This is a genomic window from Desulfovibrio fairfieldensis (assembly GCF_001553605.1).
In the GTDB taxonomy this organism is placed as follows: Bacteria; Desulfobacterota; Desulfovibrionia; order Desulfovibrionales; family Desulfovibrionaceae; genus Desulfovibrio; species Desulfovibrio fairfieldensis.
This window is the reverse complement of sequence record NZ_CP014229.1, coordinates 1,159,941-1,182,777: the sequence shown is the minus strand read 5'-3', so window position 1 is coordinate 1,182,777 and position 22,837 is coordinate 1,159,941. Positions and strand designations below refer to the sequence as shown.

Here is a 22,837-nt window from a genome sequence, read left to right as displayed (position 1 = left end):
ATGAATAAAATTCTGCTTGCCGCAGCTGTTTTGGCAGTTCTGGCGTCGCAGCTTTTTCCGGCATCAGCTATCCAGGCCGCCGGGCCCGTTGCGCCGTTTGATCTGCCCGCCCGCGCTGTCCAGGCGTATGAGCAGCGCCTGCGTGAACAGGAGACCCCGCCCGCCGTCTATGCGGAGAAGGCAGGACGGAACGCCTGCAAAAGACGCGCGCCCTGCTTGCGGACCTGAATCTGGACGACTTGACACACAGTCTTCCGCCGCGTCGGCCCCCGATTCCGGCGCGCGGTGCGTAAGCGCTCAGGGCAAGGAGCGCGTTTTGCCGGGCTCAAGGGAGGGAATCATGAAGAGGAAAGGGGAAGCGCGCAATGTCCTGCTGTGCGCCGTGCTTACGGCGCAGTTGATCCTTTTGCCCGTACTGGGAGCCAACGTCCGGGCCGCCGGTGTGACGCCGGACCCCAATGCGGCGGCCAACAAGCGCCCGAGCATGGAGACCGCGCCCAACGGCGTGCCGGTGGTCAACATCACGGCGGCCAACGGCTCGGGGCTGTCGCACAACCAGTACCATGATTTCAACGTCCACCAGCAGGGCCTGATCCTGAACAACAGCAGCGGGGCCGCCAATTCGCAGCTCGGCGGCATTGTGGCGGGCAATCCCAACTTCCACGGCAACCGTGGGGCCGAGGCGCGCACCATCCTCAATGAGGTGACCAGCGCCAACCGCTCGCGTATTGAAGGCTATATCGAAGTCAACGGCCGGGCGGCGGACGTGATTCTGGCCAACCCCAACGGCGTGACGGTCAACGGCGGCGGCTTCATCAACGTGCCGCGCGCCACCATCACCACGGGCAAGCCGGAGGTGGACCCCGGCGGCGCGCTGCGCGGCTATGAGGTGCGCCAGGGCGACATCCGCATTGAAGGCGCGGGCATCAACGCCGACAACACGGACGCCTTTACCCTGCTGGCGCGCACGGCCCATGTGGAGGCCCAGGTGCGCGCCAGCAGCCTGGCCGTGGTCACGGGCAAAAACAGCGTGGCCGCCGACGGCACGGTGACGCCCCTGGCCGATCCCTCCCCTGCCCCAGCTGATCCCGGCAATCCCGCCGCCGAGGAAAAACCGGAAGTGGGCATTGACTCCTCGGCCCTGGGCGGCATGTACGCCAACCGCATCACCCTTATCGCCACGGAAAAGGGCGTGGGCGTGAACCTGGAAGGCACGGTGCAGAGCGCGGACCAGATGGTGATCACCGCCGACGGCAAGCTGCGCCTGCGCGAGGCCGTCTCGGGCGGCGACGCGGTGCTGGCCGGCAAGGGGGATATCGAACTGACCGGAGCCGCCGTCACGGCGGCGCGCGACCTGACGGTGACGGCTGACAACCTGCGTCTGGAAAAGGGCGTGTTTGAACCGCAATATGAAGCCCGCAAGGCCAAAAAACAGGCCGGAAGCGTAACCGCCGGTGCGGCTTCCGCACCGGCGTCGGGTCCGACGGACCCGACGCCCGAGCCGGAACTGGAAAAATCCTCCCTGCTCTATGCAGGAGGCGACATGCTGCTGACCACCGCGCGCGAACTGCTCAACGAGCAGAGCGAAATCCGCGCCGAAGGCAGTCTGCGCATCGCCGACGCGGACGGCCAGGGCAACAACAGCGTGCGCAATTCCTCGGGCACCATGGCGGCGGGCAAGGATTTGTCCATCAGTGCCAAGACGCTGGAAAACACGCGCTCCATCCTGAACATCCGTCGAGATGCCAGCAGTTGGCACGTGCGCTCCTGGGACGACAACTTCCGTTGGGGCGACCGCAAGGAAAAATGGTGGGACTATCACGAGCTGAACGCTGCCCAGGACAGCCTGATTGAAGCCACTATGGCCTCAGTCATCAGCGCGGACGGCAATATCAGCATTGCTGTTGACAGTTTTCTGAATTCCGCCAGCCATATGGCGGCGGGCAAGAACCTGGATATCTTCGCCGCCACAAGTCTGCGCAATCAAAGCTACGCCCTGTACAAAAGCGAGTATGAACACGTCAGCTACTGCCACGACGATGAGGACGGCGACCTCGACCACTACCACGATCCCCAGACCTTTGTCAGGCGTGAGGTGCTGACGCCCTACTCCGCCTCGCTCACCGCCGAGGACACCCTGACCATCACAGGCGCGGCCCTGCAAAATCTCGCCGACGTCAGTTATGCCGCGCCCCTGACCAACAAGGACCCGGCCTCGCTGGAGGAAGCCGTCACCGTCTTGAGCGACAGCGCATTGTTCCATACGGTGAGCGGCCCCGGCCATCATTACCTCATCGAAACCAACCCCATGCTCACGAATATGGGCCTCTTTTACGGTTCGGATTATTTTCTGAGCCGCATCGGCCTGGACCAGGACCGTCAGCAGGTGGTTCTGCTGGGCGACGCCTTTTATGAAACGCGGCTTGTGCAGCAACAGATCATGGACGCTACGGGCCAGCGCTTCCTCAACGGCTACAGCTCGGACGCGGACCAGATGCGCGGCCTCATGGACAATGCCGTGGCCCAGGCCAGCGAACTCAAACTGGCGGCGGGCGTTGCCCTCACGTCCACCCAGGTGGCCGCGCTCACCGACGACATCGTCTGGCTGGTGGAGCAGGAGGTCAACGGCCAGAAGGTCATGGTGCCCCAGGTTTACCTGGCGTCCAATTCCAAAAACGCGGTCATCACGGGCGGCTCGCTGGTGGCCGCCAACAATGTCAGCATCACCGCAGGCGCCGCGACCAACAGCGGTTCCACCATCCGTGGCAACAATCTTTCCATGCTCGCCGACAATATCAATAATGCGGGCGGCGGCGTCCTGACGGGCGGCGCGGTACAACTGGCCGCTGCCCAGGACATTCGCAACAGCGGTTCCACCATCAGCGGCAACAACGTGACTCTGGCCGCTGGGCGCGACATCGTGAGTGAGGCGCGCATCGTGGGCGGGAACGGCGTCACCCGCCTGGGCGAGACCGGCGGCATTGCCGCCGCCGACGGCCTGCAGATGCTCGCCGGGCGCGACGTGACCCTGGCCGGTTCCCAACTGGCCGCCGGAGGCGACGCCCGGGTCAGCGCGGGCCGCGACGTGAACGTGACCACCGTGACCACTGGCTCTTCCTTCCACGGCTATCACCTGGATGAAGACATCACCACCCACCACGGCTCCAGCGTGGTCGTGGGCGGCAATCTGCAAATGACCGCCGGAAACGACCTCACCGTGGCGGGCTCCGGCGTGGCCGCCGGGGGCGACGCCACCCTGGCCGCCGGGCGCAACCTCTCGGTCACGGCGGTGCAGGACGTTTTCAAGCAGGAAATCCGGGGTTCCAGCTCCAACGGCCTGCTGGGCTCATCCTCCTCGCGCCGCAATGAGGAACGCGTTACCAGCAAAGCCGCCACGGTCACGGCGGGCGGCAACCTGAATCTCCTGGCCGGGGCTTCCATTTCCGGCGCGCCCGCGCAGACCGGCCATGCCTCGGTGGTGGGCTCCAACCTGGCCAGCGTCAAGGACCTTACCGTGGCCGCCAGCGGCAACGTCAACGTGGCCTCGGCCCAGGACACCTACTTTTACAGTTATTCCAAATCCTCCACCGGCGCGCTGGGACTGAGTTCCTCGTCCAAAAAGGAAGGTAAGGCCACTGTGACTCAGGTGGAATCCAACCTCATCGGCCGGAATGTCACCCTGGACGCGGGCAAGAGCGTCAGCGTCACGGCCTCCAACCTGGCCGCCGTGGACAATATCAACCTCACGGCCCGCGACGGCGACGTGGCCGTTGTGGACGGCAAAAACCAGTCCACGTCCTGGTATTACAAAAAGCAGACCGGCTTCGGCCTGGGCGGGGGCGGCTCCTTTACGAGCTTCTACGGCACCGAGGGCAAAAAGGAGCAAAGCGCGGGCAGCACCAGCAAGGGCTCGGCACTGGCCGCCGGACAGGACATCACGCTCACGGCCTCGCGCGACGCGGCCATTGTGGGTTCCAGCCTCAGCGCGGGCAATAACGTGACCATCAATGCCGGACGGGATGCCAACATTCTCGGCGGCGCCAACACCTCCTCCCACAGCAAGGAGAAATTTGCCTCCGGCTTCGGCGTGGAAGGCATCCTGGGCCTGGACAAGACCAGCTTCTTCATGGGTTATCAGGAAACGGCCAAGGGCAACGCCAAGGCCAACACGCAAAACGCGGCCAGCCAGGTTACGGCCAATAACAACATCACGGTCAATGCCGGGCAAAACGTCAATATGTCCGGTTCCCGGCTGGCCGCGGCCCAGGATTTGAACATGGCCGCGGGCAAGGATATCAACCTCCTCCAAGCCACGGACACGGCCAGCGCCAGCGCCTATGAAAAAACACTGCGCGCGGGCCTGAGCCTGACCCTGGAACAGAATCTGACCAGCAACGCACAGCAGGTCTACCAGAATGCCAAGACCGCCGTAGAGGCTAACGGCCTTTTGGATTCGGCGCAGAGCGGCTTCAAGGCCGTCAACGGGGTGGGCCAGACTCTGACCAACTCCAGCACTTCCGCCAGTCTGACGCTGGGTGTGAATGCCAGCCAGAGCAGCAGCGAAAGCCATGCCACTACAGCAGTGCCGACAGAACTTGCCGCCGGACAGGATATGAACCTCACCGCCGGGCAGGACCTGACCATGCAGGGTACCCAGGCCCAGGCGGGCAAGGACATGACCTTGGTCGCCGGGCGAGATCTGAATATCCACGCCGCCGTCTCCACGGCGGACAGTGACTCCCAGAACAGCTCCTGGGGCGCGAGCGTGGGGCTGAAAGCCACCGTCAGTAAAAACGGCCCGGCTTTTGGTCTCAGTGCCGACGGCCAGTTGGGCATGGGCTGGAGCGACAATGAGGGAACGTTCTATCACAACGCCAAGGTGACCGCCGGGGAAAAGCTGACGACGGTCTCCGGTCAGGACACCACTGTGGCCGGGGGCAATCTTACGGGCAAGGACGTGGACATGACCGTGGGCCGCAATCTCACAGTGGCCAGTAAGCAGGACACCGGCGAAGGCTCGTCCGGCCAGTTTACTGTCAGCGCCGGGGCTACTGTTGGCTATGGGGCCGATCTGGAGCTGCCCGGCCTTTCCAATGCCGCCGATGCGGCCAAATCCATCACCCCCAAAGCCGGACTCACTGTCGGCAACGGCAGCGCCGAAAAGCGTTGGGTCACGGAGCAGTCCTCCATTCTGGGCACGGACAGCGTAACTATCCGCACGGAAAAAAATACCCATGTGGCGGGCGCCATCATTGCCGCGCTTAATGACAACCTCAAGTTGGATACCGGTACCCTGAGTTATGAGAACCTCCACGGTGTGGATAATTCGTCCAACACCTCGTGGGGGGTCAATTGGGTGAACCAGTTCAAGTGGAATGAAAAGAATGGACAATCTGAAGATGTAGGAAAGGAAGATGGATCTGCAACTTTGAATCCGCAAAAAAATTCAGAAAGTAATGATGGTAAGATAGAAATTCCGCATTTTGCATGGGTAGATGGAATATTAAATGGTCAAGATGCGTTGCAAAGTGGCTGGAAAAAGGTAAAAGAAAAACTCATGTTCTCGCCTGGTGCATACAGCCACCAGAGCACGGAGAAAACTCAGATCGCCTATGCCACCATCGGCAAGGGTGAAATCATTGTGCGTGACAATCCCGGCCAATCTCTGGGTGGACTGAACCGCGATCAGAACAAGACCACCAGTGAAAGCCAGAGCGTGACCAATATTAATTACAAAGCAGCCTTCACCTATGTAGATGATGTTATTGCCATGCAAGGCATTCCCTATGCCCTGAAGGATGCCAATGAAATGTGGGAGGATCCCAAGAATTTTTTGGGGAACCAGTGGGTGAACGTCCAGAATGCCTTTACTGGCCTAAAAACTTCTTTCAGCCAGCTTTGGGATAAACTGAGTGGAAAAAAGGAACAGTTGGAGCCTTCCCAACCAACGCCGCCTATTGGCAATAATCCGCAACAGCAGGGCAAGGGAGGCTAGACATGCGCATGTTTTTGACACCATTTTGCTTTGCTTTGCTTTGCGGTTGCCGCAGCATAGGAAGCGTTACCCAACAAGACTTTACAAAAATTTGGTTTCCTCCAGAAACAAGAGGTATGTATGGTGAAAGAGATATACGGGCACTCACAGAATGGAAACGTTGTCGGGATGGATATTATATCGGATTTTCAATTCATAATATGGATGGAAGAAAACTACAAACTTGTAAATCAATAGAAGATGGAAAAACAATGTGTGCATATTATTATGAATATGAATTAGACGATGGAGGTGGAAATAATATTCCATGGATTGCAGTCTTTAATATAAAATATAATTCACAGGGTGTTGTATACGGATGTAAGGCACAGAGGACAATGGGGTATGCGTATTGAAGTTGTAGTTTGAAAGAAACTATATGTTTAAGATAGATGATCCAGGGAAAAAAGATGAAAATTTTTTTCAGCATAGCACTTTGCTGTCTCCTTGCTGCATGTGGCGGAAAGACTGTGGACAATAAATTGTTTGCTGTGGCTTGGGCTCCACAGGATGCGCCGCAGAGTGAGATAAGCCCGGAACAGGCGGCCACGGAGATTTCACGTTGCCTGGGGCAAAAAGATGTCGGCACGGCCATAACCGATCCGGCATTTGATAAAGAGAGAGCTTTCGTTGTCAAACAGTTGCAAGATGGAGATATGCGTTATGCCCAGATTTATTACTACTATGGCGACACGTTCATGTTGATTACGGAACGCTTTGCCATTGCGCTGAATTTTACCACGGACAGCAAGGGGAAGATCAGGGAATGCCTTGTAGAAAAGATCAGCGAGTTGGTCCACAAATAGTGCGCAAATGAGCAAGGCCTCCCTTCGCCGGGAGGCCTTGCCCGTTTTATAGGGGAGAGATAATTTTCAAGAAAGAAAAAACAGATAATTTATATTATTGTCACTGCCTATGTCACTATCGGTAAGGGTGAAATTATTGTGAGAAACAATCCCAGCCAGTCCTTGGACGGTCTGAACCGCGATCAGACTAAGACCACCAGTGAAAGCCAGAGCGTGACCAATATTAATTACAAAGCAGCCTTCACCTATGTAGATGATGTTATTGCCATGCAAGGCATTCCCTATGCCCTGAAGGATGCCAATGAAATGTGGGAAAGCCCCAAGGATTTTTGGGGCAATCAGTGGACAGACGTCCAAGATGCCTTTGCTGGTCTGAAGAATTCTTTCAGCCAGCTTTGGGGCACTCTGAGCGGCAAGAAAAAGCAGCCAGAACAGCCTAACCCGACGCCCCCTGTTGGCAATAATCCGCAACAGTAGAGATGGGAGGCTAACTATGCGCTTTTTTAATATTATCGTGCTTTGCTTTGTGGTTGCCGCAGCATAGGGCGGGTTACTCAGGAAAATTTTCCCAGAGTATGGTTTCCGCCGGAGACAGAAGGTATGTATGGTGAAAGAGATATACGTGCCCTTAAAGAATGGGATCGCTGTGGGAGTGGCTATTATATCGGGTTCTCAATTTACAATATGGATGGAAGAAAATTGCAAACATGCAAATAAATAGGTAATGGAAATACAATGTGCGCGTATTATTACAACTATGAACTTGATGATGGTGGTGGAAATAATATTCCATGGATTGCTGTCTTCAATATAAAATATAATGCGCAAAAAGTTGTCTGGGGATGTGATGCAGAGAGGATGATGGGATACGCATATTGAGATCGCAGCTAATAAACTACGCAGCTGTATTATATATAAAAAAAAAGATGAAATTTTTATTCAGCATGGCACTTTGCTGCCTCCTTGCTGCATGTGGCGGAAAGACTGTGGACAATAAATTGTTTGCTGTGGCTTGGGCTCCACAGGATGCGCCGCAGAGTGAGATAAGCCCGGAACAGGCGGCCACGGAGATTTCACGTTGCCTGGGGCAAAAAGATGTCGGCACGGCCATAACCGATCCGGCATTTGATAAAGAGAGAGCTTTCGTTGTCAAACAGTTGCAAGATGGAGATATGCGTTATGCCCAGATTTATTACTACTATGGCGACACGTTCATGTTGATTACGGAACGCTTTGCCATTGCGCTGAATTTTACCACGGACAGCAAGGGGAAGATCAGGGAATGCCTTGTAGAAAAGATCAGCGAGTTGGTCCACAAATAGTGCGCAAATGAGCAAGGCCTCCCTTCGCCGGGAGGCCTTGCTCATTTTGTAGCGGGCGGTAATTTTTCAGGAAGCGGTCAGAAAATAAGTTTATCTTTATATAATAACATATTTTATATAAAATACCTTTTTCCGCGGTGCAGCAAAGGAAGAAATTACTGTGCGTGATAATCCCGACCAGTGGACAGCCTGAATCGCAACCCTTCAAGAGCAAGCAGGCCGACAATCACTTTTTACCCGCCTCATTGTCCTCCACCAGCATCAGGCCGCTGTTCGGACCCGGCCGCCATAATGGCTGGCCGGGTCCGTCAACGCCTCACAAAAGCCCTCCCCTATTTCCAGCGGGCCAGGAAATCCGCCGCGCTTTCACCGGCATCCACGTGTTTCAGCAAAGCGCTGCCGAAGACCACGGCGTCGGGCCAGGCCTCGGTGGGCAGTTCCGAAAGCTGCGAGGGCTCGCGCAGGCCGAAGCCCAAGGCCAGCGGCAGGGAAAAAACCTTGCGCGCCCGTTTCATGGTGGCCGCCACCTGTGGAGCCAGGCCGCCGCGTTCGCCCGTTATGCCCATGACCGAAACCACATAGACATAGCCCTGGCCTTCGGCGGCATAGAGAGCCATGCGCTCCTCGCTGGTATTGGGCCCCACCAGAGGAATCAGGGCGATGCCGTATTTGCCCAGCGCGGCCCGCATGGGCGCGGACTCCTCATGCGGCAGGTCCGGCACGATCAGGCCGTGCACCCCGGCTTTTTCCGCGTCGCGGCCCAGTTCTTCCAGACCATACTGCAAAAAGGGATTGAGATAGCCCATAAGCACCACGCCCGCCTTGATCAGACCCTTGCGCCGGGCCATCTCCTTCAGAAGGTCGCGCAGGTTGACGCCGTCGCTCAAGGCGCGGCGCGAGGCCTCCTCCACCACCGGGCCGTCGGCCACGGGATCGGAAAAGGGCACTCCGATTTCAATGACGTCCGCGCCGTTTTCATCCAGTTCCATCAGCGTGGGCCAGAAGCGGGCGCTGTCGGGAAAGCCCGCGGTCAGAAAGGGGACCAGCGCCGGACGTCCGGCGGCCGTGGCCTTGCGGATTTTTTCTTCAAGCACATGCATGACTATACCTCTTTTTCGGCAAGCGCCGCGCGAATGATGTCCATGTCCTTGTCGCCCCGGCCCGAGAGATTGACCACCACGTGGCTGCCGGGCGTGAATTCCTGCGGATGGTCCAGCACCCAGGCCAGCGCGTGCGAGGATTCCAGGGCGGGCAGTATGCCCTCGCTCCGGCAGAGCCGCAAAAAGGCGGCCAGAGCGTTGGCGTCCTTGACCATGCCGTAATGCACCCGGCCGCTCTTGTGCAGAAAGGCGTGTTCCGGCCCCACGCCGGGATAGTCCAGCCCGGCGGAAATGGAGTGCGAAGGCTCGATCTGGCCGTCATTGTTCTGCAACAGCATGCTGTAATTGCCGTGCAGCACGCCGGGCGTGCCCAGGTTCAGCGGCGCGGAATTGAAGCAGCCCGTCTCGCCGGTGCCCGCTGCCTCCACGCCGACAAGCCGCACGTCGGCATCCTCCAGGAAAGGATGAAACATGCCGATGGCATTGGAGCCGCCGCCCACGCAGGCCACCACGGCATCCGGCAGCCTGCCGGTCTTTTCCAGCATCTGGGCGCGGGTTTCCCGGCCGATGACGCTTTGCAGCCTGCGTACCAGGGTAGGGAAAGGATGCGGCCCGGCGGCCGTGCCGAAACAGTAATGGGTTGTCTGCTGGCTGGCGATCCAGGCCCGCAGGGCCTCGTTGATGGCGTCCTTGAGCGTGCGGGTGCCGCTCTGCACGGCGTGCACCTCGGCGCCCAGCAGTTTCATGCGCCGGACATTGGCGGACTGGCGCTCCACATCCTCGCCGCCCATGTAGATGACGCAATCCATGCCCAGACGCGCGGCGGCCGCCGCCGTGGCCACGCCGTGCTGTCCCGCGCCGGTTTCCGCCACCAGGGCCGTCTTGCCCATGTATTTCGCCAGCAGGGCCTGGCCCAGGGTATTGTTGACCTTGTGCGCGCCGGTATGCAGCAAATCCTCGCGCTTGAGCCAGAGGTTGAAACCCAGTTCCTCCGAAAGCGTGGGGCAAAGGGTCAGAGGCGTGGCCCGACCGGCGTAATTGCGCAAAAGGTCGTCCAGCTCCGCCTGAAATTCGGGCGTGGGCATGATCTCGCGCATGGCCGCTTCCACTTCCAGCAGCGGCGGCATGAGCAGCTCGGGCACAAAGCAGCCCCCGAATTCACCGAAATAACTGTCTTTCATTTCACTTACCCGTTGCCTTTGGTTGTGCCGCGGCTCTCACGGCCGCCGCCATTTTCCGCAAATTTTTCCGGCCCGGCGCATCCTCGATGCCGGAATTGAAATCCACGCCGTCAGGCGCGCACTGCTTCAACGCCCGTTCCACATTGTCCGCGTTAAGCCCTCCGGCCAGCAGCCAGGGATGCGGAGCTCTGAGCCCGTACAGGTCCTGCCATTCCAGACGCCTGCCGCTGCCGCCCCCGGCCAGGCCCGCGTCCAGCAGATACCAGGCGCAGGTTTCGGCATACTTTTGCAGCTCATTGTGCAGCAGGGCCCGATGCATGTAGCGGTCCGGCCAGAGCACCCGGATGACCCGCTCCGCGCCCACGTCCCGCGCGCAGGCCACGCTCTGTCCGCCGTGCAGCTGGGCCAGATCCAGCCGGGCTTCGCGCATGATGCGCGCGATCTCACCGGCGTTCTGCTCCACAAACACGCCCACCCGCTGCATGGAGCCGCTTTGCAGGCGCGCGGCCTGTTCCGGAGCGATGGAGCGCGGACTTTTGGGGTGAAAAATAAAACCGCAGAAACGCGCGCCCAGACGCGCGGCTTCATCCACATCCTCCTGACGGGTCAGGCCGCAGATTTTACTCAGCATGACTATTCTCTCCCCTATGTTCGTCGCTGTCCACTGCCTCCGACACAGAACAATGGCCCAGTTTGTCGCCGGACAGGGGACGGTCCGACAGGGCCGCCAGGGCCGCGCCGGGCTTCCCCTGCTCCATCAGAGCCGTACCCACCAGGGCGGCCTGGTAGCCCGCTTCGGCGGCCTGGACCAGATGTTCCGCGTGGCTGATGCCGCTGGCCGCCACCCAGATTTCGCCGTTTTCCGGCGGGCAGGATCGGGCCAGAGACAGGCAGGCCGCGCGGTCCACGGCAAAGGTCTGCAGATCCCTGGCATTGACCTGGATGATGCGCGCCCCGCTCTCGCGGGCCAGGCGCAGATCCGCCGCGTCAAAGATTTCCACCACGGCGTGCAAACCGAAGCCTTCGGCCTCTTCCCGCAATTGCCGCAGCAGGCGGGCCTCTGGCGTGAGCCGCACGATAAGCAGCAGGGCTGAAGCCGGGGTGGCCGCCGTGGCCCGGACCTGCAGGGAATCAAAGATAAAGTCCTTGCGCAGCAGCGGCAGAGGCGCGGCCGGATACAGGCCGGGCGCGGCCGCCCGCGTCAGAAAATCCAGCCTGCCGTGAAACCAGGTTTCTTCCGTGAGGATGGACAGGGCGTCGGCCCCGGCCGCCGCGTACTGGCGGACCACCTCTTCCACGTCCAGATCCTCGCGGATGACCCCGCGCGAGGGCGAGGCCCGCTTGTACTCGGCCACCACAGCCAGGGGAGCTCCCGAGGCGGGCAGGCTCAGAGCCGCTGCAAAATCCGGCCGGGGGGACGTCAGCGGTTCGGGCAGGGTCCCCCGCTCCGCCGCCAGCCGCAGGGCCGCCACTTCGGCCTGCTTGGCCTGATGAAAACGTTCAAGCCGCATGCAGCACCTTCCTGCCCAGACCGGCGCTGACCGCTTCGCGGGCGCGGGCCATACACAGGGCCATATCCATGTTTTCCTCCAGCAGGTAGACGGCCAGGCCCACGTTCAGCGCCACCATGTCCAGCATGGCGCGGGAGCCGTTGCCCTCCAGCAGTTCCTTGAGCACGTCCACGGCTTCCTCCTTGCTGTGCACGGCCAGATCCTCGGGCGTGCAGGAGCGGATGCCGAAATCCGCCGGGTCCAGGGCCAGAGGCTTGATTGTGCCGTTGTGCAGCAGGGAGATTTCAGCCGGGCCCATGGGCGTCAGCTCATCGTAGCCGCCCGCGCCGCAGACCACGGCGGCCCGGTAGAGCGGCGACTGAAGCAGGGTTTCCGCCACCAGGGGCACCAGTTCGGGACGGGCCACGCCCATCAGCAGATGGCTGGGCCGGGCCGGGTTGATCATGGGGCCCAGGATGTTGAAGAGCGTGCGAACGCCCAGTTCCTTGCGCAACGGGCCGATGTTCCTGAAAGCCGGATGGAAATGCGGGGCAAAGAGAAAAGCGAAATTGCGCCGCCGCACCATTTCGGCCACGGAAGCCGGATTTTCGTCCAGGGCGATGCCCAGGGCTTCCAGCGCGTCGGCGCTGCCGCACTTGGAGGACACGGCCCGGTTGCCGTGCTTGACCACCTTGTAGCCCATGCCCGCCAGCACCAGGGAGGTGGCTGTGGAGCAATTAAAGGAATTGCGCCCGTCGCCGCCCGTGCCCACCACGTCGATACTCGTGCCGGAAATGCCGTCCACCCGCACGGCGCGGGCCAGGGCCGCGCGGGTGGCGTGGGCCAGCTCCAGGGCGCTTTCGCCCTTCATGCGCAGGCCCATGAGAAAGCTGCCCGCCTGGGCCGGACTCATCTTGCCGTCCATGAGCGAAGAAAAACCCGTGGCGGCCATTTCAGCGGTGAGATCCTCCTTGCGGGCCAGACACTCCAGTATGGCGGTGAGGCTGGCGGCCTCGTTATCCTTGCTCAAGACGGACTGCGGGAAATTGCCCAGCAGACGCAGTCCCTCGGGCGTGAGCACGGATTCGGGATGAAACTGCACGCCGACCCAGGGCCGGTCATTGTAGCGCAGGGCCATGACCTCGCCTTCCGGGGCCCGCGCGGTGACCGTGAAGCGAGGATTGGCAGCGTCCTCGTCGGCGCGGACCACCAGAGAGTGATAGCGCCCCACCTTCATGGGATTGGGCAGGCCGCTGAACAGGCCCGTGCCGTCGTGCACGACTTCCGACTGTTTGCCGTGCATGATGCAGGGACCCACTTCCACTCCGGCCCCGGCGTGCAGACCCAGAAGCTGATGCCCCAGGCAGACGCCGAGCACCGGCACGCGCGGATCGACGCGCTTGAGGAATTCCGGACAGAGGCCCGCGTCGGCGGGATGTCCCGGCCCCGGCGAGATGCAGACCATGCTCAGCTCCGGGTCCGAGGCCGCCTCCAGCACGGCGGGGTCGTCGTTGCGCAGCACGCGCGGCGTATGCCCCAGGGCGTAAAAAGCCTGCACCAGATTGTAGGTGAAGGAATCATAATTATCGATGAGCAGAAACATATTCTTCGTCCTCCGCCCGCAAGACCAGGCGCATGATGGCTGATTTGTTGCACACTTCCTTCCATTCCAGTTCCGGGTCGGAATCATGGACAATGCCGCCGCCCGCCTGCCAGAAGAGCTTGCCGTCGCGCACCCACATGCTGCGGATGGTGATGCCCGTGTCCAGGTTGACGCTCCCCCGGTCCAGGCCCAGCCAGCCGATGCAGCCCGCGTAGGGCCCGCGCGCCCGGCCTTCCAGTGTGCGGATGATTTCCATGGCCCGCACCTTGGGCGCGCCGGAAACCGTGCCCGCCGGAAAGGAAGCGGCCAGCACGTCCAGAGCGTCTAGTCCGTCGGCCAGACGCGCCGTGACCCGGCTGGTCAGGTGCATGACGTGGGAATAGCGTTCCACTTCCATGTAGCGTTCCAGATTGACGCTGCCCGGCCGGGCCACGCGGCCCAGGTCGTTGCGGCCCAGATCCACCAGCATGACATGCTCGGCCCGCTCCTTGGGGTCGTCGCGCAATTCGGCGGCCAGCCGGGCGTCTTCCAGATCGTCCCTGCCCCGCCGCCGCGTACCCGCGATGGGTGAGAGCTGCAAACGCCCTTCCGTGCAGCGGACCATGACCTCCGGCGAGGAGCCGAACAGGGTCAGATCCGGGAAGCGCATGTAAAACATGTAGGGAGAGGCATTGAAGCGGCGCATGCGCCGGTAAAGCTCAAAGGGATTGCCCGCGAAAGGCGTGGAAAACCGCACCGACGGCACGACCTGTATGGCTTCGCCCCGGCGCAGCATCTCCCTGATCCGCTCCACATAGGCCTTGTAGCCCGCCTCGCCGGGTTCCGCGCTGATTGCGTCCGGATCAAGCCCCGTGCCGCTGTTTCCGTTGGCGGCGGACTCGACCGCCTCATGGGCGCTACGCAGGGGACGATGCTCGCCCAGGCTGATCTGGCAGAGGCGATTGTAGAGATGGTCGAAAACCAGCACCGTGCCGGGCAGGGCCAGCAGGCAGTCCGCCTCTTCCGGGGGCATGACGGAGGCCAGCTTGGCGTTGAACAGCCCGGCCATGCCGAAGCCCAGATAGCCGTACAGGGCACGGGTGATAGGCGGCAGACCGGCGATGTTTTCCGGCGGCGTGATCTCCAGGCGACGCATGAGCGCGCGCAGGCCTTCCACAAAGGGCTGCCCCTCCAGGTCGCCGAGCGGCGCGAAGCGCTGGTCCTCCACGCGCAGGGCCAGTCTGCCCTCCCGGCAGGAGATGAACAGGGCCATGTCGCAGGCCAGAATGCTGTACCGGCCCCAGCGTCCGTCCACTTCGGCGCTTTCCAGCAAGATGCCGTTGCCCGCGCCCACCATGCCCATAAACAGGCTGATGGGCGTGTCCATATCCGCCGGCAGCCAGCGTGCGGATTGCCGCACTTTCAGCGGCGGCCGCGCATTCCCTGTGTCTTTCATCTTCCTTGTCCTTGTGTGTGGTGGAAACAAAAAAAAGCGCCGTCTCACGGGGAGACGGCGCTCACAATAGCTGACCTGAACGAACGGAACTCTTATGCCCGCACGTCTCCCCCCCGCATGTTGATGCGCCACCACCAGCCCATAAAGCTGTCAGCAAAGAAGGTGGTCGGGAAAGCGTGCATCGCAAAATCCTTGGCTGTTTTCAAAATCCGTTGTGTTTTCAGGTTCTACACAAAGTGCCGGAGCTTGTCAAGACCGGGCGATGTTTATCAGGGGCATTCCGGCAAACGCTTCCTCGGTAATTATTTTAGTGGGCTTGTCGCATGGATGAGGTTTTGTGTGCCCTTCGGGCAAGTAGACTTTACGCCTTCCGGCGTCTGGGCCGCCTATCGTTGCTGTCTTTATCCGTACGGCTCGCAAGCTCGCCTACGGCTAAAGCTCGCGGCGCGCGGCAGGGGGCCGGGGGCGAAGCTGCCCCCAGACCCCCTACAACTAAATACATGGAGTTTTTATGTCAGGTCCAACCCCAAAGGATTCAGCAAAAACGGAAGACGGCGCGGAACTCACCGGGCACGGCCATAAGCCGGGAGAATACTGTCAGTACCACTTGCCGCCGTATGCCCTCACGGAAGAAGGCGAGCTTCTTGACCGGTATAAGGCCGAGAATATCGCCGCCGCTCTGGGCGCCATTTACAACGACCTTTTCGCCACGGTCTTTCTTATGAAGGGCTATGACGCCGATACCAGGATAACCAACTTCACTCTTTACCAGATTGGAGAGCTGTTGTCGCGTTCGCTGGGGATGTTGAGCAAAACCTGTTCCGTCCTGGCCGATTATAACTTGATGCATGTGCGGCGGATTCCGACCGCGTAAGATAAAGGCGGTCCCGGAAAATCTCCGGGACCGCCTTCTAGAGCAGTTTGCGCTTGAAATTATCGCTTAACGGCGAAGTAATTTCGCGTTGAGATATTTTCAATATCAAAACGCTCTATTCTTTATTCCACAGCTGATGCAGTGACGCATTTCATGCGTGAACCGCTCTACTCAGGGCATGGACGCCCGCTATTTGCCGAACAGAATTTCCTGGTAGTTGGGCAAAGCCCACAAATCGTCGGCCACGCGGGTTTCCAGCAGGTCCGCATAGTGACGCACCTCTTTCATGAGAGGCAGCACCTCTTCACAATAGCGCTGGGCGGCGTCCAGGCTTTCGCCCAGTTGGCCCACGTCGGCCAGCACGTCCTCCAGCCGGGCCGTGGCCGTCTGCAGGCCGCGCAGATGCGCGGTGACTTCGTCCAGGGTCATGGTTTTGTAATCCTTGCCGATGGCCCGCAGCTGCGCGGCCGTGCCCGCCAGTTCGCCCTGGTAGCGCATGCCCGCCGGGAAAATGATGGTGCGGGCCATGCGGATGGACAGATTGGCCTCGGTGCGCACGGTCTTGCAGTACTGCTCCAGATAGATGTCCTGGCGGGCCTTGAGCTCGGCCCGGTTCAGCACGCCCTGCCCTTCGTACAGGGCAATGACCTCGGGCCGGGTGAGTTCCGGCAGGGCCTCGGGCGTGTTGCGCAGATCGGGCAGACCGCGCCGCCGGGCCTCGTTGTGCCAGACTTCCGAATAGCCGTCGCCGTTGAAAATCACGGCGCTGTGTTCCTCAATGACGTGGCTGATGAAGGATTCCACGGCGGCATTGAAAGCCGTGCCGGACGTGATTTTCCGTTCCAGCCAGTCGGCGGCGAAGCCCAGGGAATCGGCCATCATGGCGTTGAGCGCGGTGATGGAACCGGCGGCGGACTGGCTGGAGCCCACGGCCCGGAATTCAAAGCGGTTGCCGGTAAAGGCCACGGGGCTGGTGCGGTTGCGGTCGCCGGGGTCCGTGGGCAGGGGCGGCAGGGTATCCACCCCCACATTCATGACCCGCCCGCTTTTGCCGTTGGCCGCGTCCCCGATGCGTCCGGCCCGGAAAGCCTCAAAGACCTCGGTGAGCTGATCGCCCAAAAAGATGGACATGATGGCCGGAGGGGCCTCATGCGCGCCCAAACGGTGATCGTTGCCGGCGCTGGCCACAGTGGCCCGCAACAGGCCGCCGAACTTGTGCACGGCACGGATCATGGCCGCGCAGAAGACCAGGAACTTGGCATTGGCGTGCGGGGTTTCGCCGGGATCAAAAAGCGTGCCCAGCTCCGCGTTGCCGATGGAATAATTGACGTGCTTGCCCGAGCCGTTGATGCCGCTGAAAGGTTTTTCGTGCAGCAGGCATTTCAGGCCGTAGCGCTTGGCCACGTTGCGCAGGGTGGCCATGATGATGTGGTTGTGGTCCACGGCCAGGTTGCTGGGCTCGTAGAGCGGCGCGATCTCGTACTGGCTGGGGGCCGCCTCGTTGTGGCGGGTGCGCACGGGCACGCCCAGTTTGTAGAGTTCGCGCTCCACTTCCATCATGCAGGACAGGACGCGCTGCGGAATGACCCCGAAATACTGGTCGCTGAATTCCTGCCCCTTGGCCGGGCGCGCGCCGAACAGCGAACGCCCGGCGATTTGCAGATCGGGGCGGGCGAAGTTGAAGTTGTGGTCGATGAGAAAATATTCCTGCTCCAGACCGGCATAGGAAATCACCGGCAGATCCGTATGGATGTTGAAGAGGGCCAGCACCCGCTGGGCCTCACGGTTCAGGGCCTGGCCGGAGCGCAGCAGCGGCGTCTTTTTGTCCAGGGCCACGCCCGTCCAGGACAGGAACATGGTCGGGATGCACAGAAAGGTGCCGTTGGGATTTTCCATGATGTAGGCCGGGCTGGTCACATCCCAGGCCGTGTAGCCGCGTGCCTCAAAGGTGGAGCGCAGCCCCCCGGAGGGAAAGGAGGAGGCGTCGGGTTCGCCCCGGATCAGCATGGAGCCGGAAAACTCGGCAATCACGCCGCCCGTGCCGTCGGGCATCAGGAAGCTGTCGTGCTTTTCGGCGGTCTGGCCGGTAAGCGGATAAAAGACGTGCGTGAAATGAGTGGCCCCTTTTTCAATGGCCCAGTCTTTCATCACCGCTGCCACGGTGTCGGCAATGGAGGGGTCCATGCGTTCGCCGAAGGCAATGGTCTTATGCAGCGACTTGTACACGTCTTTGGGCAGGCGCTCGCGCATGACGCGGTCATTGAAGACATTGCTGCCGAAAATGTCCGTGGGTCTGGTGTCCGCGAAATTGAGCGGAGCCGCGTCCGGCTTGTAGGTGGTAATGGCCTGGATGGCGCTGTGACGGGCGGTATTGCTGCTCATGCGTGCTCCTCGCAAGTCAAGGCGAAAACGGCTTACTTTGCCTCGACGATCTCAATCTCGAAGGTCAATTCCTTGCCCGCCAGGGGGTGGTTGGCGTCAAGCGTGATTTCATCCGCGCCCACTTCGGTGATGGTCACGTCCATCTGGCCCTGCTCGTTGGAAAGCTGCAAGGGCACGCCCGCTTCCAGGGGAATGTGCGACGGAACCTGGGCGCGGGCCACGGTGAAGACCAGTTCAGGATCGGCGTCGCCGTAGGCCTGATCCGGAGGAATGGTCACGGTGACGGTTTCCCCGGCTTCATGGCCTTCCACAGCGGCCTCGAAGCCCGGGATCAGCATGCCCTTGCCCAGAGTGAATTCCAGGGGGTCGCGCTCCCTGGAGGAATCGAAAACCGTGCCGTCAGCCAGTGTACCGGTGTAGTGCACACGCACCGTGTCGCCTTTTTTAATGGGCATGGGAACTCCCTGAAACCCGCGTGGCGGGCTGTTTATTTTTAGAAAGGATATGTCTGCAAATCCTTGCCGCAAAATGCGGGGGCGGGCTTTGCCCGCCGTAAACGAGCATTTCAAGTCTAAATGCTCTGGTAGTGAGGTCGGGGTGTTCCGGCCTGGCGTCGAATGAGGTCAGGAGGGAAAAACCGCCAGTCGCATAAAGAGAAAACAAAACACGGCGCGGGGCTGATGTCAATGCACCTCCGGCGGACGCGGCCCTGCTCCGGAGCGTGTCCGGCTTGACAGCAACGGCTTTGGCAAGGATAATTAAAAACTGTTCCTAACGCCACTGGGCGTCATGACACGGATTAAACACGCCGCCGCCCGGTGCCAGCCGGAACGACGTTTTACACGCACACATCGGCCTTTGCAGAGCGAAGGCCGCAGTAATCTTATTTCGAGGTACACATGTCCGACATCCGCTCCGCTTACACCGACAGCCTCCATTTCTACGGCAGGCACACTCCCCGCGAGTTGGCCGAGACCTACGGCACGCCGCTCTATGTCTACAATGAAAATGTCCTGCGCCAGCGCTGCCGCGACCTGATGGCCCTTTCCGGCCAGCCCGGCTTCGGGGTCAACTATTCGATCAAGGCCAACGCCAACCCCGTGCTGCTGCGGATGATCCGCGAAGAAGGCCTGGTGGTGGACGCCATGAGCCCGGGCGAGCTGTTCATGAACGATCTGGCCGGTTTTACGCCCGCCGAGATCCTGTACATCTCCAACAACAATTCCGACACGGAACTGCAGAACGCCCTGGTGCACGGCCTGCTGGTCAGCGTGGACTCCCTTTCCCAGCTGGATACCCTGGGCCGCCTCAATCGCGGCGGCAAAGTCATGGTGCGCTTCAACCCCGGCATCGGGGCCGGGCATCACGCCAAGGTGGTCACCGCGGGCAAGGAAACCAAGTTCGGCGTCACGCCGGACAAAATAGATGAAGTCTTCGCCCTGCTCGCCAGGCATGAGCTGACCCTGGCCGGCATCAATCAGCATATCGGCTCGCTGTTCATGGAGCCCGACGGTTATCTGAACGCGGCCCGGGTGCTGCTGGATCTGGCCGAAACCCTGCCCGACGGCGCGCTGGACAGGCTGGAAATCATCGACTTCGGCGGCGGCTTCGGCATTCCCTACCACAAGTATGAGGGCGAAGCGCGTCTGGACATGGCCGATCTGGGCCGTCGCCTGCACGCCATGATCAGCGGCTGGGCCGCCAGCGCCGGTTACACGGGGCGCTTTCTGGTGGAGCCGGGCCGCTATGTGGCCGCCGAATGCGGCGTGCTGCTGGGCCGGGTCCATGCCGTGAAAAACAACGGCGACAAGCGCTATGTGGGCACGGACCTGGGCTTCAACGTGCTGGTGCGCCCAGCCATGTACGATTCCTTCCATGATGTGGAGATCTACCGTGGCGAGAAGGGCTCGGCGGATGCCGAGCCCATGCGCCAGACCATTGTGGGCAATATCTGCGAAAGCGGCGATATTCTCGCCAAAGACCGCCTGCTGCCGGTCATGCGCGAAGGGGACGTGCTGGGCATTCTTGATGCCGGAGCCTACGGCTTCACCATGGCTTCCAATTACAATCAGCGCCGCCGCCCCGCCGAAGTGCTGATCCAGAGTGACGGCACGGCCCGCCTGATCCGCCGCCGCGAAACCCTGGAAGATCTGGCCCGTTGCCTTGACGGCCTGCTGTAGCCCGGCGGGCGTCGCGGCGGAACGCAGGGGCGGTTCGCATGCCCACGCCTGATCTGAGCACTTCTCCGCGCGCCATCTGGCGGCTGACCTGGCCCCAGATGCTCATGATGTACCTTGTGTTCTTCATGGGCTTCAACACGGTCTGGGTGGCCGGGCAGATCAGCGCCGACGTGCAGGCCGCCCTGGGCATGGTGACCCAGTGCGCCATTTTCCTGATGGTGGTGATCATGGCCGTGTCCAGCGGGGCCACGGCCGCGGTCAGCCAGTCCCTGGGCGCGCGCAAAATGCGCCGCGCCCAGCGTTATGTGGGCACCACCGTGCTTGGCAGCCTGGGTCTGGGCCTGCTGGTGGCCGTGGGCGGCTGGTTTTTCGGCGACGGCATATTGCGCCTGCTCATGGTGCCGGAAAGAATTCTGCCCATCGCCCGCGAACTCTGGCAGGTCACCATGTTGGCCCTGCCCGCCCAGTACATCTATTCCGCCACCGGGGTCATGTTTCGCGCCACGCGCCAGGTATTGCCGCCGCTCTGGGTGGCCGCCCTGGTCTGCGTGGTCAACCTGCTGGCCTGCCTGGGCTTCGGTCTGGGCTGGTTCGGCCTGCCCGCCTTCGGCTACATGGGCCTGGTCTGGGCCAACCTGGGCGCGCAATGCCTGGGGGCCCTCTGCAACTGCCTGCTGCTGGGCAACTCCGGCTATCTGCAACGCCGGGCCCTGCCCACGTTGCGCTGGCTCAAGTCCGGTCTGCCCTATCTGTTGCGGGTGGCCCTGCCCGCGGGCGCGGCCCAGATCGTCTGGCAATCCGGCTATCTCACCCTGTTCGTGCTGGTGGCCTCGCTGCCCACGGACAGCGTCAACGCCCTGGCCGGGCTGACCGCCGGACTCAGGGTGGAAGCCCTGCTTTTTCTGCCGGGCATGGCCTTCAACATGACCGTGGCCGTGCTGGTGGGCAACAGCCTGGGCGCGGGCAAACCGGAGGAAGCCAAACGCCTGGCCCTGAATCTGGTGGGCCTGGCCGCCCTGGCCATGAGTCTGGTGGCGGCCCTGCTCTGGCCCTTCCGCCTGGAGCTGGCGGAACTGCTTTCCCAAGAACCCGGCACCCAGGCCCAGATCATCAGTTATCTGACCTACAACCTGATCTCCACGCCCTTTTCCATCGCCAGCACAGTCATGGGCGGCATCATGGTGGGCGCCGGGGCCACCCAGTACAATCTGATGGTTTACGGCGGCACCTTCTGGCTGGTGCGCCTGCCCCTGGGCTGGCTGCTGGGGCATCTGCTCTGGGGCACGGCCTCGGGGGTTTTCGCGGCCATGCTGTTTTCACAATGTCTGCAAACCTGCATCATGCTCTATGTGGTGCTTTACCGCGACTGGGCGCGTTTCGCCATGAGGCGCTGGCGGGAGCACCACACAGAACGCAAGCCCGCCTGACGGGCCGGACGCCGTCGCCCGCTTACGCGGCGGGGCCTGAAAAGGAGAACATATTCATGAACAAGAATTTCACGCCGGTAAGCCTGGACGGCAGCCGGGATTTTTACAGTCTCTGGCAGCGCACGCCGCGCCGCTCCCTGGACTACACCCTGCCCAATCTCTGGGGCTGGCAGGAATATTACGGCCTGGAATGGTGCTTTGACGACGCGCTCTGCTGGATTCGCCAGACCCGTCCCCGGCTGGTCTGTTGGGCTCCGATGGGCGACTGGAGCGCCGTGGACTGGAGCCGCGTCCTGCCCGCCGTGTTCAGCGAGGCGGCGCATGATTTCGTGCGCGTGCCCGAGGAACTGCTGCGCATCTGGCAAGAGGCCTTGCCCGGCTTGGTGGACCCCGAGGAAGATCGCGGCCAGTGGGAATATCTCTACAAGCAGGAGGAACTGGCCGATCTGCCCGGCAACCGTTTCCACAAGAAAAGGAATCACATCAACAGCTATATCAAGGCCTACGGCAAACCGGACTACCGCCCGCTGGACGACGCCATGGTGGAGGATGTGCTGGCCGTGCAGGACGACTGGTGCCAATGGCACGAGTGCGAGGATTCTCCGTCGCTGCAGGCGGAAAATGACGCCATCAACCGCGTGCTCTCGCACTGGGACAGGTTCAGCGGGCTCCACGGCGGTTCCCTCTATGTGGATGGCCGGATGATAGCCTTCAGCGTGGGTGAAAAGCTGGACGAACTGAGCCTGGGCGTACACTACGAGAAAGGCCTCAACGGCTTCCGGGGCGTATACCAGACCATCAACTGCGAATTCGCCCGGCATGCGGGCGCGGGCTTCACCTATATCAACCGGGCCCAGGATCTGGATGAGGAAGGGCTGCGCCAAGCCAAGATGACCTACATGCCCACGGATTTTCTGCGTAAATACAAGGTGCGCGTACGCAAGGCCTGACAGGCCGGAACGCTATACGTCCGTAAGGCAAAGCCCCGCGTCGTATGGCGCGG

17 protein-coding genes are annotated in these 22,837 nt (G+C 61.3%); 9 read left to right on the top strand and 8 right to left on the bottom strand.

The annotated features are described in order from the left end of the window. Positions 1-340 precede the first annotated feature (340 nt). The 5 genes from AXF13_RS05065 (at position 341) to AXF13_RS05050 (ending at position 8,162) form a co-directional block, all read left to right on the top strand. Entirely contained in the window at positions 341-5,995 is a 5,655-nt protein-coding gene (locus AXF13_RS05065; RefSeq protein WP_062251903.1) for a hemagglutinin repeat-containing protein, read from the top strand. A gap of 2 nt (positions 5,996-5,997) precedes the next feature. Beyond that, on the top strand, positions 5,998-6,390 hold the full coding sequence (locus AXF13_RS16510) for a hypothetical protein (protein ID WP_150116081.1): 393 nt from the start codon (positions 5,998-6,000) through the stop codon (positions 6,388-6,390). 114 nt (positions 6,391-6,504) lie between these two features. After that, the gene (locus AXF13_RS05060; protein ID WP_190276381.1) at positions 6,505-6,840 is read left to right on the top strand and encodes a hypothetical protein; all 336 of its coding nucleotides are present in this window, start codon (positions 6,505-6,507) and stop codon (positions 6,838-6,840) included. A 138-nt stretch (positions 6,841-6,978) separates the two neighbouring features. After that, the gene (locus tag AXF13_RS05055; RefSeq protein ID WP_062251901.1) at positions 6,979-7,317 is read left to right on the top strand and encodes a hypothetical protein; all 339 of its coding nucleotides are present in this window, start codon (positions 6,979-6,981) and stop codon (positions 7,315-7,317) included. Positions 7,318-7,826: 509 nt separating this feature from the next. Further along, complete coding sequence (locus tag AXF13_RS05050) at positions 7,827-8,162, top strand: hypothetical protein (RefSeq protein ID WP_190276381.1); 336 nt, start codon at positions 7,827-7,829, stop codon at positions 8,160-8,162. A 332-nt stretch (positions 8,163-8,494) separates the two neighbouring features. Here the strand turns inward: AXF13_RS05050 and trpA are convergent, their stop codons facing one another. Genes trpA through AXF13_RS05020 form a run of 6 tightly spaced genes read right to left on the bottom strand, consistent with a single transcriptional unit; the run spans position 8,495 to position 14,971 of the window. Next, positions 8,495-9,262: a tryptophan synthase subunit alpha gene (gene trpA, locus AXF13_RS05045; RefSeq protein WP_008684803.1), complete on the bottom strand. Its 768-nt coding sequence runs from the start codon at positions 9,260-9,262 to the stop codon at positions 8,495-8,497. A gap of 2 nt (positions 9,263-9,264) precedes the next feature. Then, positions 9,265-10,443: a tryptophan synthase subunit beta gene (gene trpB, locus AXF13_RS05040; protein ID WP_008684804.1), complete on the bottom strand. Its 1,179-nt coding sequence runs from the start codon at positions 10,441-10,443 to the stop codon at positions 9,265-9,267. Between the two features lies 1 nt (position 10,444). Beyond that, entirely contained in the window at positions 10,445-11,074 is a 630-nt protein-coding gene (locus AXF13_RS05035) for a phosphoribosylanthranilate isomerase (protein ID WP_008684805.1), read from the bottom strand. After that, positions 11,064-11,954, bottom strand: coding sequence for an indole-3-glycerol phosphate synthase TrpC (locus tag AXF13_RS05030; protein WP_062251899.1), 891 nt, complete (start codon positions 11,952-11,954; stop codon positions 11,064-11,066). Before AXF13_RS05030 ends, AXF13_RS05035 begins: the two co-directional genes overlap by 11 nt. Further along, positions 11,944-13,536 (bottom strand): anthranilate phosphoribosyltransferase, encoded by a 1,593-nt coding sequence (gene trpD, locus AXF13_RS05025; protein WP_062251898.1) that lies wholly within the window; start codon positions 13,534-13,536, stop codon positions 11,944-11,946. Before trpD ends, AXF13_RS05030 begins: the two co-directional genes overlap by 11 nt. Beyond that, positions 13,517-14,971: an anthranilate synthase component I family protein gene (locus AXF13_RS05020; protein WP_062251897.1), complete on the bottom strand. Its 1,455-nt coding sequence runs from the start codon at positions 14,969-14,971 to the stop codon at positions 13,517-13,519. The genes trpD and AXF13_RS05020 overlap by 20 nt, the downstream gene beginning before the upstream one ends. A gap of 511 nt (positions 14,972-15,482) precedes the next feature. Here AXF13_RS05020 and AXF13_RS05015 point away from each other — a divergent pair. Continuing rightward, positions 15,483-15,845: a hypothetical protein gene (locus AXF13_RS05015; protein ID WP_223299977.1), complete on the top strand. Its 363-nt coding sequence runs from the start codon at positions 15,483-15,485 to the stop codon at positions 15,843-15,845. 189 nt (positions 15,846-16,034) lie between these two features. Here the strand turns inward: AXF13_RS05015 and AXF13_RS05010 are convergent, their stop codons facing one another. After that, positions 16,035-18,227, bottom strand: coding sequence for a glutamine synthetase III family protein (locus AXF13_RS05010; protein ID WP_062251896.1), 2,193 nt, complete (start codon positions 18,225-18,227; stop codon positions 16,035-16,037). 32 nt (positions 18,228-18,259) lie between these two features. After that, complete coding sequence (locus AXF13_RS05005) at positions 18,260-18,682, bottom strand: FKBP-type peptidyl-prolyl cis-trans isomerase (RefSeq protein WP_062251895.1); 423 nt, start codon at positions 18,680-18,682, stop codon at positions 18,260-18,262. Positions 18,683-19,126: 444 nt separating this feature from the next. Here AXF13_RS05005 and lysA point away from each other — a divergent pair, with 444 nt between their 5' ends. Genes lysA through AXF13_RS04990 form a run of 3 tightly spaced genes read left to right on the top strand, consistent with a single transcriptional unit; the run spans position 19,127 to position 22,784 of the window. After that, a complete protein-coding gene (lysA, locus tag AXF13_RS05000) occupies positions 19,127-20,407 on the top strand; it encodes a diaminopimelate decarboxylase (protein WP_062251894.1) in 1,281 nt (426 codons plus the stop codon). Positions 20,408-20,445: 38 nt separating this feature from the next. Beyond that, on the top strand, positions 20,446-21,834 hold the full coding sequence (locus tag AXF13_RS04995) for an MATE family efflux transporter (RefSeq protein ID WP_062251893.1): 1,389 nt from the start codon (positions 20,446-20,448) through the stop codon (positions 21,832-21,834). 56 nt (positions 21,835-21,890) lie between these two features. Continuing rightward, positions 21,891-22,784 carry a DUF2156 domain-containing protein gene (locus AXF13_RS04990; RefSeq protein WP_062251892.1) on the top strand — a complete coding sequence of 298 codons (894 nt, stop codon included), beginning with the start codon at positions 21,891-21,893 and terminating at the stop codon, positions 22,782-22,784. Positions 22,785-22,837: the final 53 nt, after the last annotated feature.

Excerpts from the sequence above, each read along its gene's own strand:
- AXF13_RS04990 (WP_062251892.1), top strand. The coding sequence starts at position 21,891 with ATGAACAAGAATTTCACGCCGGTAAGCCTGGACGGCAGCCGGGATTTT.
- AXF13_RS05065 (WP_062251903.1), top strand. The coding sequence starts at position 341 with ATGAAGAGGAAAGGGGAAGCGCGCAATGTCCTGCTGTGCGCCGTGCTT.
- AXF13_RS05030 (WP_062251899.1), bottom strand. The coding sequence starts at position 11,954 with ATGCGGCTTGAACGTTTTCATCAGGCCAAGCAGGCCGAAGTGGCGGCC.
- AXF13_RS04995 (WP_062251893.1), top strand. The coding sequence starts at position 20,446 with ATGCCCACGCCTGATCTGAGCACTTCTCCGCGCGCCATCTGGCGGCTG.
- trpB (WP_008684804.1), bottom strand. The coding sequence starts at position 10,443 with ATGAAAGACAGTTATTTCGGTGAATTCGGGGGCTGCTTTGTGCCCGAG.
- trpA (WP_008684803.1), bottom strand. The coding sequence starts at position 9,262 with ATGCATGTGCTTGAAGAAAAAATCCGCAAGGCCACGGCCGCCGGACGT.
- AXF13_RS16510 (WP_150116081.1), top strand. The coding sequence starts at position 5,998 with ATGCGCATGTTTTTGACACCATTTTGCTTTGCTTTGCTTTGCGGTTGC.
- AXF13_RS05015 (WP_223299977.1), top strand. The coding sequence starts at position 15,483 with ATGTCAGGTCCAACCCCAAAGGATTCAGCAAAAACGGAAGACGGCGCG.
- AXF13_RS05035 (WP_008684805.1), bottom strand. The coding sequence starts at position 11,074 with ATGCTGAGTAAAATCTGCGGCCTGACCCGTCAGGAGGATGTGGATGAA.
- lysA (WP_062251894.1), top strand. The coding sequence starts at position 19,127 with ATGTCCGACATCCGCTCCGCTTACACCGACAGCCTCCATTTCTACGGC.
- AXF13_RS05005 (WP_062251895.1), bottom strand. The coding sequence starts at position 18,682 with ATGCCCATTAAAAAAGGCGACACGGTGCGTGTGCACTACACCGGTACA.
- AXF13_RS05020 (WP_062251897.1), bottom strand. The coding sequence starts at position 14,971 with ATGAAAGACACAGGGAATGCGCGGCCGCCGCTGAAAGTGCGGCAATCC.
- AXF13_RS05010 (WP_062251896.1), bottom strand. The coding sequence starts at position 18,227 with ATGAGCAGCAATACCGCCCGTCACAGCGCCATCCAGGCCATTACCACC.
- trpD (WP_062251898.1), bottom strand. The coding sequence starts at position 13,536 with ATGTTTCTGCTCATCGATAATTATGATTCCTTCACCTACAATCTGGTG.